The organism is Corallococcus terminator (assembly GCF_049194865.1).
GTDB lineage: Bacteria > Myxococcota > Myxococcia > Myxococcales > Myxococcaceae > Myxococcus > Myxococcus terminator_A.
Window position 1 is genome coordinate 38560 of sequence record NZ_JBLZWL010000039.1, and the last position, 9930, is coordinate 48489.

The following is a 9930-nucleotide window of genomic DNA, read 5'->3' on the forward strand; positions in this document are numbered from 1 at the left end:
TGAGGTTCTTGAAATGACCGCCAGGCTGGAGTCGTTCGTCCCCGCAGCAGCGCCGCAAGTCGTCGCCACGCCCGCGCCCCAGGCTCCCGCCGCCAACGCGGTCGCCCAGCGCGAGGCCCGCCGCGCCGCGCACGAAGCCCTGCTCATCCGCTGGAAGGCCGTCACCGAAGCGGGTGGCGCCGACGCGTGGGCCCAGGCCCAGCTCGTCTCGCGCGGCCTCGCCGTGGCGGAGCTGGACTTCTCCAAGGCCTCCGAGAAGGAGAAGACGGCCTGGAAGGAGAAGAAGAAGGCCGAGGCCGCCGAGCTCCGCGCCCTGGCCCGACAGGCCCATGAGGCCTGGAAGGCCACGCACATCAGCCATCTGGGCGCTGGCGTGCACTGGAAGGAAGACGCCGGCTCCGACAAGTTCGACGTGGCCCACCGCGAGGAGCGGGCGAAGGCCAACGGCCTGCCGGAGCTGGGCACCGTGGACGCGCTGGCCAAGGCGCTCGGCCTCAGCGTCTCCAAGCTGCGCTGGTTCGCGTTCCACCGCGAGGTGGACACCGGCTCGCACTACATCAGCTGGGGCATCCCCAAGCGCGACGGCGGCACGCGCACGATTACGTCCCCCAAGCCCGAGCTGAAGCAAGCCCAGCGCTGGGTGCTGTCCAACGTGGTGGAGCGGCTGCCCGTGCACGGCGCGGCGCACGGCTTCGTCGCGGGACGCTCCATCCTCACCAACGCGCTCGCCCACCACGGCGCGGACGTGGTGGTGAAGGTGGACTTGAAGGACTTCTTCCCCACCGTGACGTGGCGGCGGGTGAAGGGCCTGTTGCGCAAGGGCGGCCTGCCGGAGAACACCGCCACGGTGCTGTCGCTGATGGCCACCGAGGCGCCTCGCGAGACGGTGCAGTTCCGCGGCAAGACGCTCTACGTCGCCAAGGGTCCGCGCGCGCTGCCGCAGGGCGCGCCCACGTCTCCCGGCATCACCAACGCGCTGTGCCTCAAGCTGGACAAGCGCCTGTCCGCGCTGTCGAAGCGCCTGGGCTTCATCTACACGCGCTACGCGGACGACCTCACCTTCTCCTGGACGAAGACGAAGCAGCCCAAGGCGAAGCGGGCGCAGGGCCCCGCGGTGTCGGTGCTGCTCACGCGCGTGAAGGAAGTGGTGGAGGCCGAGGGCTTCACCGTGCACCCGAACAAGACGCGAGTGAGCCGCAAGGGCACGCGTCAGCAGGTAACGGGGCTGGTGGTGAACAAGGCCCGGGACGGCGTGGCCTCCGCGCGAGTCCCCCGCGACGTGGTGCGCCGCCTGCGCGCCGCCATCCACAACCGCCAGAAGGGCAAGCCCGGCCGCGAGGGCGAGTCCCTGGAGCAGCTCAAGGGCATGGCCGCCTTCGTCTACATGACGGACGCGGACAAGGGCCGCGCCTTCCTCAAGGACCTGGAGCAGCTCGAGGCCCGCGAGAAGGAGACCCCGAAGGTCGCCTGACGTTCGTCGTCAGGGCACCGTCGGGGCCGCGCTTCCGGTAGCACCCTCCCCGCCCGCCAGCAGCGCCGAGTCGAAGAAGGCGCGCAGCCGGCGGGGATACTCCTCGGGCTCCACATCACTGAAGCCCCCATGGCTCGCGCCCTTGATTCGCCATGTCTGGGCGTACTCGCGCACGTGGGCGAAGAGCTCGTCCGCGAGCGGCTGACCGGACTCCTCCGTGCCCATGACGATGAGCAGCGGCCGGGGACGGATGTGGTCCACCGCGTCGATGGTGCGCACCTCGTCGAGCGCGATTCCCCGCCGCCAGAAGGGCACCAGCGCGCCGGACTGGGACACGAAGCCGAAGCGGCGGAAGTCATACGCCGCCGCCAGCCACAGCGTGTTGAAGGGAGACAGCAGCACCACCGCGCGCACGCCCGAGTCCTTCGCGGCGACCTCCGCCACGGCCGCGGAGCCAATCGAGAACCCGAGGGCCGCCACCTTCCGCGAGTCCACGTCGGGACGTGCCCGCACGAAGGCCAGCGCGGCCCGCACGTCCAGCCGCTCCTTGTCGCCCCAGGTGGACGTCTCGCCCTGGCTCTCGCCGTGAGCGCGCAAGTCGAACAGGAGCACGCCGTAGCCCGCATCGCGGAGGATGCGCGCCTCTGGCAGCAGGTCCGCGCGTGTCTGGGAAAGCCCATGCGCCATCACCACGGCGGCGCGGTTGCGTGAAGGCACATACCAGCCACGCAATTCCAGCCCATCCTCGGTGAACAGGCGCACGTCTTGCGCTTGCGCGAAGTCAGCGGGCCGCGTGGGGGGCGTGCGGGGATAGTGGAAGTACGCCTCCGAGTGGCGCAGGGCCCGTCCGAAGAGGGCCAGGGCGACGAGCACCCCCAACACCAGCACGCCCGCGACGACTCGCCACCCCTTCATGAAACACCTTCCCCGGGTCATGCCCGGCTGCTCGTCCAGCCCATGCGAGTCACCCGCGACACAGGGAGGCGTCCATGGTCAACCTCGCGCGGCCCAGCTTACACTGAGGTGATTCAACTCGCGGTGACGCGTACCGCGCACCCCCTTTGCATTCGCAGGGATGTCGTGAGCACGTCCAAGAAGACTTTCGATGCGGTGGTGGTGGGCTCCGGAGCGTGTGGCGGCTGGGCGGCCAAGCAGCTCACGGAGGCGGGGCTGAGCGTGCTGGTGCTGGAGGCCGGGCGGAGCAACCGCGATGACCGCCTGCTCTGGGTGTGGCACCGGCTCCGTCAGAAGCTGCTTCGCTACCAGGCGGAGACGGACAGCGCGCGCAAGCAGCGCCAGTCGGTGCAGTCCACCACCTTCGCGTGGCCCTTCCATCCGCACGCGTTCGTGGATGACGTCGACAATCCCTACACGACGCCGGCCGACGCGCCCTTCACGTGGATTCGCGCCCGGCAGGTCGGCGGGCGCACGTCGGTGAAGGCGCACGGCCGCCAGTTCTACCGGCTGTCTGACTTCAACTTCAAGGCAGGCGGGCAGGACGGACAGGGCCCGGACTGGCCGCTGACGCTGGCGGAGCTGGCGCCGCACTACGAGACGGTGGAGCGGTGGATGGGCCTCTCCGGCAACTCGGACGGGCTGGACACGCTGCCCGACTCCGTCTTCGCCTCCTCCATCGCGATGAACCCCGCCGAGCAGCACCTCAAGGCGCACGTGGAGCGCCGCTGGCCCGAGCGCCGCGTCGTCGTCCGTCGCACCGCGGGCGCCCCCATCACCCTCCCCGCCGCGCTGAAGACGGGCCGCCTCACCCTGCGCACCCACGCGGTGGTGAGCCAGGTGCTGCACGACGCGAAGACAGGCCGAGTCACGGGCGTCACCTACGTCGACACCGCGTCCGGCAAGACGCACGAGGCGCACGGCCGCGTGGTGATTCTGGCCGCGGGCACCATCGAGACGACGCGCCTCTTGCTGAACTCGAGGAGCGCGGCGTTCCCGGACGGGCTGGGCAACTCCTCGGGGCAGCTGGGCCGCAACCTGATGGACCACACGTACCTGCTCGGCATCGAAGCGAAGATGAACCTGCCGCCCGAGCAGCAGCGCGCCGAGCAGAGCTGGGCGTACATCCCCCAGTTCCGCAACGTCACGTCCCGAGAGGAGGGCTTCGCGCGGGGCTACGGCGTGCAGGTCTTCACCTTCGCGGACAGCTGCCACTTCGTCCCCTTCGGGGAGATGGTGCCGCGCGCGGGCAACCGCGTGACGTTGAGCGCCACGGTGAAGGACCGCTGGGGGATTCCGGCGGCGCACATCGACTGCCGCCACTCGGAGAACGAGCTGCGGATGTGCAAGGACGCCGTGGCGTCGTGTCAGGAGATGATGAAGGAAGCGGGCTTCACGGTGGAGAAGGTGAACGACACCCTGTCCACGCCGGGCATGGCCATCCACGAGGTGGGCACCGCGCGCATGGGCACTGACGCGAAGACGTCCGTGCTCAACCCGTGGAACCAGAGCTGGGACGTGCCCAACCTCCTGGTCATGGACGGCGCCAGCTTCCCCTCGCAGGGGCCGCAGAACCCCACGCTGACGATGATGGCCCTCGCCGTGCGAGCCAGCGCGCACCTGGTCGACGAGCTGAAGGCCGGCAGGCTCTGACGCGAGGGACGCGGCCACCGAGCTCCACGTGGCCGCGTCCTCGAAGCAAGCCTCACGCGTCGGGCTTGGTGGGCTTCTCGTGCTCCTTCGGCTTCTCGCGCAGGCTGATTCTCGAGCTCCACATCGCGGGCGTCATCACCACGATGAGCAGCGTCAACACCACTGTCCCGATCATCAACTCCCAAATCATGTCCATGGTCTCGCTCTTCTGAAGGCGGGCTGACAGCGAGCCGGAGCGACAGACCTCGCGCACACGGCTCCTGGTTGCGTCGACTGCGCTCAGGAGGCGAGGCGATGCGCGCCCCGAGACACGGGGACGCGGGCACCTCGCCCAGGGCACGGGGCGGCGCTCATGGGCCTCGACACGACACGAGTCGAGGACACACGGAGCCAGCCCGTACGCCGGAGCGCTCAGAGGAGCAGCGAGCGGATGCGGAGGAAGACAGGGGGCCCCTGGGATGGGGGCATCTCCCAAGGGGACAGGGAGCGACGGGGGCCCTGCTTGAGCGCCTTGAGCGGCAGCCAGGCGACCGTCGGCACCGCGACGGGCGGCGCGACGAAGGCACCGGCGCTGGAGATGCTGCCTTCAAGGGGAGCAGGCAGGTCCCAGTGCGGCTCCTCGCAGCAATCCCACTTCAGCGTCGGCTGGCCGTGGGAGTCCGCTTTTGAGTGCTCATGGCAACGGCACTTGGAAGCGCGCGTCTGGACCTGCTTCTCGCAGTAGTGCCCCAGCCCCGCCACACCGCTGGCGGCGACCTGCCAGCCGAGGAGCAGCACGAGCGTGAGGAGCCGAGACAGTCCGGACACGATGCCTCGGGTATACGCTCCACCCGCCCCCGCCGCAACGCGGGCCGCCGGCACGGTTGGCGCGGCGCTGACAGGGTCCATTCGAGAAGCTCGCGGCCTCAGTAGAGCAGCCCGTCCTTGGGTTGCACGGGCTGGGGCAGCTCCTTCTCCCCGAGCATCTGCCGCAGGTTGATTTCGATGGTCCGGCTGAGGGCCGTCATCGGCGTGTCGCTGACGTCGTCCTCGAAGGGCGTCTCGATGTCGCGTCCGACAGCATCCAGCCCGATGAAGAGGAACGCGATGATGGCGGTGACCACGGGGGTGAGCCAGCCCAGCTCCTCCACGACGCCGAGCGGCAGCAGCAGCAGGTAGGCGCGGGTCATCACGAACAGCAGGCTGTCGTACTGGCGAGGCAGCGGCGTGTTCTTGATGCGCTCACAGGCGCCCAGCAGGTTGGTCAGCTCCGTCAGCGTGCGGTCCATCGTCACGTGGAGGAAGAGCACCTTCTGCGGGTCCGACACCTGTCCGTAGATGCGGCGCAGGCGCGTCGCCATCCACAGGAGAATCGCGGAGGGGACGTTGTGCTCCTCGCGCAAGGCGTCGATGACGTCGGGCCGGAAGAAGGCGACAATCTCAGGCAGCGGATCCTGTCGGCGCAGGTGGCAGCGCAGCGCGTGCACGAAGCCCATCTGCGCGTACACCAGCTCGCGCGCGTCCTCGGTGATGTCCTCGACCATGCGAGTGATGACCCCGCGCGGCTCCCCCTGCTCTTGCAGCGGCGTGCCGAGCGCGGCGACTTCGGCCGGCGTGTCTCGGTCCCCGGGGCGCACCCGGGCCTGACCGAACCTGTCGCGGACCGCGCCGTCGCTCGCGCGGGTGCCCCTCACCGCCAGCAGGGCACCGGGGCGCTCCACCGCGCTGCGCAGCAGGCGCGAGGGCACGGCGGCCAACTCCAGCGCCGTCAGGGTGTCGCCCGGCTCGTGCCCGGGCCGGGGCAGCAACGTGAGCACTTGTCTGGAGAAGGTCCGTGACCAGTTCACCACGCCGCCCCACAGCGTGCGGGCCTCCCACCAGCGGTCGTAGGCGGAGTTGTTGCGGAAGGCGAGCAGCACGCCCAGCGCGGCCGCGAGCACCGAGATGGGCATCGCTGGCACCGCCATCCAGGACGCGTGGAACAGGCGATAGCCCACGATGATGGCGAGGGCGAAGAAGACATGCACCGCGACGGGCACGCCCGTGTAACGCAGGATGATGTGCCACGTCAGCCGCCGTCCGACAATCATCGCGCGAGTGCTCCGCTCCTGAGTGAGGCGTCCCAGCGCGAGCGTCTAGTGCCGGAGGTGCGGGCCGACAACGGTCCGAGTCGGACCGCCACGAGGATGTGTCACTCAGACGCGCCGCCAGGTGACGAAGTGTCCTGGAGCGAGCAGAGCCCCTCGGCCCGCGCGCCCCGTCGCGTCAGTACCGCTCGCCCCGCGAGCCGAGCACCGCGCCGCCGAGCAGCGCCACCGCCATCACCAGCGCCACGGGCCCCAGCCAGTTGCCCCACATCCGCGCCAGGAAGTAGCTCGAAGTGTGCCAGGGCACGCGCATGATTCGCGTGCCGCGCTGACCATCGCCAATCTCCGTCAGGATTTCGCCCGTGTCGTCGATGAGCGCGGAGATGCCGGAGTTCGTCACCCGCACCTGGGGCAGGCGCGTCTCGATGCTTCGGAAGATGGCATGCGTGAGGTGCAGCCTGGGCCCGTGCGTGCCCCCGAACCACGAGTCATTCGACAGCGTGAGCAGCAGGTCCGCGCTCTCCCGCACCTCGTCCGCGACATAAGAGGGAAAGAGGGTGTCGTAGCAGATGAGCGGCGCCACGATGAGCGGCCGCTCGCGGTGCCGCTGCAGCCGCACCGTTCGAGGCCCCGGGCCCGGCGTCCAGCGTCCCGTCCACGGCAGCCACTCGCGCAGGCTGGGAGAGTCGATGAGCGCCGGCACCCACTCCGTCAACGGGAACAGCTTCGACTTGCGGTACACCTCGCGCGTCGGAGCCTCCCCCTCTTTCTCGCCCGGGGACAGGAACATGGCGGCGTTGAACTCCTGTCCGCCTTCCACGTCATACGAGCCGAAGATGAGCTTCACGTTCCGCGCGGCGACATAGGCGGAAATCTCGGCGTCCAGCTCCGCGCCCGCCTCGCTCTTGGGCGCGCCGAAGGGCGTCGGGTACACCGTCTCCGGCCAGATGAGCACATCCACCGGAGCCTCGCGAAGCAGCGCGTCCGACAGCGCGTAGTGCGTGTCGAGAATCATCCGCACCACTTCGTAGGCGCCGTGCTCCGCCTTGAGCTTCTCGTAGTTCGTGATGTTGGCCTGCACCGCGCCCACCACCAGCGAGGTCTGCCGACTCGGCCCCTCCCGATACTGGGAGAAGCGGAAGGAGCCATAGCCCAGCATCACCACCAGCATCGCCACCGCGGCCACCAGGGGCTTCAGCACACCCGGGGCCCCGCGCGTCCGGAACGCGCGCCCCATCGCGAACACGCACTCATTGACGAACAACAGCCCCAGCGTGAGCCCGGGCGCGCCCGCGATGTCCGCGAACTGCCGCAGTCGCTGCGCGTAGACGAAGCCCTGCCCCAGCGTGTCCGCGAAGGGCTTGGGCGCCAGCCACTCCACGCCCACGTACACCAGCACGCTCACCACGGGCGGCAGCCACCCGGCCCGATTGCCCACCGCGCGCCGGGCCAGATGCCGCGCGAGCGCCGTGACGGGGAACTGGAGCTGGAACACGGGCGCCAGGAGCACCATCAACAACCAGCACAGCCACAGCGGCGCGCCCGAGTACGACTGCAGCGCGCCCGGAAACCACCCGAAGACGGCGGCGCTGAAGGTGACGCTGAGCCCCGCGCCCAGCAGCAGGGCCTCGCGCGAGGTGCGGGCCCGGTCCACCACCACCAGCCACGGCACGAAGGCGAACCAGCCGAGCAACGTCCACGGCATCTGGAGCAGTGAGAACGCCCAGAGCGCCACGGTGGTGGCGACGACGGCGCCCAGGTTCCCGACGAAGCGACGGCCGGACGACGCGTCCTCACGCCCCAGCAGCGTCAAGGCGCGTCCTTGGACTCGTCGGACTTGGGCAGCTCCAGCATGCGCACCGGCATGCCTGGGGGCGCCAGCTCCGCGGGCACCACGCGATTCTCCGGAATCTCCAGCGGCTGCCCGTTCGCATCCACCGGCTGGTGGTCCGGATGGAACATCAGGATGGCCTCCACGCGCTCACCCTCGTCCGTGGACTGGTAGTGGCGCACGTAGCCGGGAGGCAGTTCGAAGCCCTCGGGCACGACGAGGCCGCGCTTGAGCGGCTTGGTGCCGGGGCGATAGAGCTGAATCCCCGTGGGGCCGGAGGAGGGCACGTCGGGCTCCGTGGCGGGCGCGGGCGCCTCGGTGGGCTCGCCCATCACGGGCGTGGCGTTCCCCTGAGGCGCTTGCACGGGAGGCCTGCGCACGGGAGCGCGAGCCACCACGGGCGCGGGCTCGACGACGGGTGGAGGAGGCGAGGCCTCGACGAAGGGCTCGCCCTCCACCTCCACGTCGGAGGCGCTCAGCCACGCGCTCAGCGCGATGCACAGCACGGTGAAGACGAGCGCGCCGCCCACCAGCCACCGCGCGACACCGCCTCCAGAGGAGGAGCGCGTCGCGGCGACATGGGTGACACCGTCGCTGTCGACACGCCTTTCAGGGGATGGGTGCTGCGGCCGCATGCTCGCCGTGAGACCTCCGCGCTGCGTATGCTACGGACACCCTCTCGCCGAGGCAATGTGACCTCTCCCGGCGACCCCTCCCCGCCCCTCGCGCCATGAGCACCCCCTCCGTCGACACCCTCCCCGTCAGCGCGCCGCCCACCGCCGAGCCCACCGTCGAGCCCGAGCGCTTCACGCTCCACGCCTGGGCACCCGCGCGACGCGGCGTGGCGATGGCGGCCCGCTTCGTCACCGTGGGCAGCCTGCTCTTCTTCACCGCCTGGTTGCTGCGGGACATCCTCGAAGGCGCTGAGACGCTCAAGGCCGAGCCCCTCGTCTGGAGCCTCGTCCTGGGCGGAGGCCTGCCCCTGGCCCTGGTGGCCGCGCTGCGCTCCCAGGCCCGCGCGATGCTGGAGGTGGGTACCAGCACCCTGACGCTCACGCTGCGCGACGGGGCCCGGCTGGAGATTCCGCTCGACGCCGTGGAGGCCGTGCGCCCCTGGCGTCTGCCGCTCCCTGGGCCCGGACTGACGCTGCGCCTGAAGTCAGGGCGCGCGCTCGGGTACGGCATCGAGGTCGAGGACGCGGTGCCGCTGTTGGTGGCGCTGGCGCGACGAGAGGTCTCCCTGGGCGCGGCGGTGGTGCATCCGCTGGTCCGCTACGGACGAGCGCGCCGGGAGCTGTGGCGCAAGCGCTGGTATCACCTGGTGCTGAAGCTCGTCGTCTTCCCGCTGGTGCCCGCGGGCATCTTCTTCCGAGCGCACCAGTACATCGCCTTCGGCGGGCCGTTCGGCGAGTACCAGCTCAACGGGCTGAAGGCGTATCTGCGCTCGTTCGGTCTCTATTACGCGCCGGTGACGCTGAGCCTGTTGCTCATCGCGTGCTTCTGGCGCGGGGTGGCGGAGCTGGTGTCCCTGGCGGCGGCGCGCTTCGTGCCGTCGTGGACGCGCGGCGTGCGGCGGAGCGCGGAGTGGGTGTGCCGGCTGGTGTACTACGCGGGCATCATGGCCTTCACCGCGTCGCGCTTCCTGATGTGACGTGGGGGCGTTGGAAACGACGAGGCCCCCGACTCTGTGCGAGCGTCGGAGGCCTCGAGGTGAAGCTCACCCGCTCAAGGCGGGTGCCGCGAGAATCACGGAGCGGCGGGGTTGAAGCGGGCGCTCTCCCAGCCCATGCGCTCGTGGCCCGTCTTGTTCCACTCGGGGTTCTTGCCGTCGACGACCTGCGCGTCCGTGAACTGGGGCGCGCCGGTGCCGGAGCCCGAGCCGGAGAAGATGCTCACGCTGATGGTGGTGCCGAAGTACGTCGGGTGGGTGTTGTCCGACTGGATGTAGTCGTAGC

Annotated in this window: 9 protein-coding genes and 1 pseudogene; 3 read left to right on the top strand and 7 right to left on the bottom strand. The window is 70.2% G+C overall.

Annotation, left to right across the window (positions count from 1 at the left end; translation table 11 throughout):
- Window positions 1-13: 13 nt before the first annotated feature.
- The gene (locus ACN469_RS14455; RefSeq protein ID WP_498768201.1) at window positions 14-1471 is read left to right on the top strand and encodes a reverse transcriptase family protein; all 1458 of its coding nucleotides are present in this window, start codon (window positions 14-16) and stop codon (window positions 1469-1471) included.
- A 9-nt stretch (window positions 1472-1480) separates the two neighbouring features.
- Here ACN469_RS14455 and ACN469_RS14460 read toward each other — a convergent pair whose 3' ends face one another.
- Window positions 1481-2386 carry an alpha/beta hydrolase gene (locus ACN469_RS14460; RefSeq protein WP_498768203.1) on the bottom strand — a complete coding sequence of 302 codons (906 nt, stop codon included), beginning with the start codon at window positions 2384-2386 and terminating at the stop codon, window positions 1481-1483.
- Between the two features lie 165 nt (window positions 2387-2551).
- Between ACN469_RS14460 and ACN469_RS14465 the strand changes: the two genes are divergently transcribed.
- A complete protein-coding gene (locus ACN469_RS14465) occupies window positions 2552-4078 on the top strand; it encodes a GMC family oxidoreductase (protein WP_498768205.1) in 1527 nt (508 codons plus the stop codon).
- Between the two features lie 52 nt (window positions 4079-4130).
- On the opposite strand, the gene ACN469_RS14470 is transcribed toward ACN469_RS14465, so the two are convergent.
- From ACN469_RS14470 to ACN469_RS14490, 5 genes are all read right to left on the bottom strand, one after another.
- On the bottom strand, window positions 4131-4274 hold the full coding sequence (locus ACN469_RS14470) for a hypothetical protein (RefSeq protein WP_498768207.1): 144 nt from the start codon (window positions 4272-4274) through the stop codon (window positions 4131-4133).
- Window positions 4275-4489: 215 nt separating this feature from the next.
- Window positions 4490-4885, bottom strand: coding sequence for a hypothetical protein (locus ACN469_RS14475; protein ID WP_498768209.1), 396 nt, complete (start codon window positions 4883-4885; stop codon window positions 4490-4492).
- Between the two features lie 98 nt (window positions 4886-4983).
- Window positions 4984-6147, bottom strand: coding sequence for a bestrophin family protein (locus ACN469_RS14480; protein ID WP_498768211.1), 1164 nt, complete (start codon window positions 6145-6147; stop codon window positions 4984-4986).
- Window positions 6148-6322: 175 nt separating this feature from the next.
- Window positions 6323-7957, bottom strand: coding sequence for an apolipoprotein N-acyltransferase (lnt, locus tag ACN469_RS14485; RefSeq protein WP_498768218.1), 1635 nt, complete (start codon window positions 7955-7957; stop codon window positions 6323-6325).
- Window positions 7954-8610 (bottom strand): hypothetical protein, encoded by a 657-nt coding sequence (locus tag ACN469_RS14490; RefSeq protein WP_498768220.1) that lies wholly within the window; start codon window positions 8608-8610, stop codon window positions 7954-7956. The genes lnt and ACN469_RS14490 overlap by 4 nt, the downstream gene beginning before the upstream one ends.
- A 95-nt stretch (window positions 8611-8705) precedes the next feature.
- On the opposite strand from ACN469_RS14490, the gene ACN469_RS14495 reads away from it, so the two are divergent.
- Window positions 8706-9626: a hypothetical protein gene (locus ACN469_RS14495; protein ID WP_498768222.1), complete on the top strand. Its 921-nt coding sequence runs from the start codon at window positions 8706-8708 to the stop codon at window positions 9624-9626.
- A gap of 95 nt (window positions 9627-9721) precedes the next feature.
- Here ACN469_RS14495 and ACN469_RS14500 read toward each other — a convergent pair.
- Window positions 9722-9930: pseudogene (locus ACN469_RS14500) on the bottom strand (SGNH/GDSL hydrolase family protein); the annotation flags it as partial.

Bases quoted from the DNA above. Each gene is read 5' to 3' on its own strand.
- ACN469_RS14490 (WP_498768220.1), bottom strand. From the start codon at position 8,610: ATGCGGCCGCAGCACCCATCCCCTGAAAGGCGTGTCGACAGCGACGGT.
- ACN469_RS14455 (WP_498768201.1), top strand. From the start codon at position 14: ATGACCGCCAGGCTGGAGTCGTTCGTCCCCGCAGCAGCGCCGCAAGTC.
- ACN469_RS14460 (WP_498768203.1), bottom strand. From the start codon at position 2,386: ATGAAGGGGTGGCGAGTCGTCGCGGGCGTGCTGGTGTTGGGGGTGCTC.
- ACN469_RS14495 (WP_498768222.1), top strand. From the start codon at position 8,706: ATGAGCACCCCCTCCGTCGACACCCTCCCCGTCAGCGCGCCGCCCACC.
- ACN469_RS14480 (WP_498768211.1), bottom strand. From the start codon at position 6,147: ATGATTGTCGGACGGCGGCTGACGTGGCACATCATCCTGCGTTACACG.
- ACN469_RS14470 (WP_498768207.1), bottom strand. From the start codon at position 4,274: ATGGACATGATTTGGGAGTTGATGATCGGGACAGTGGTGTTGACGCTG.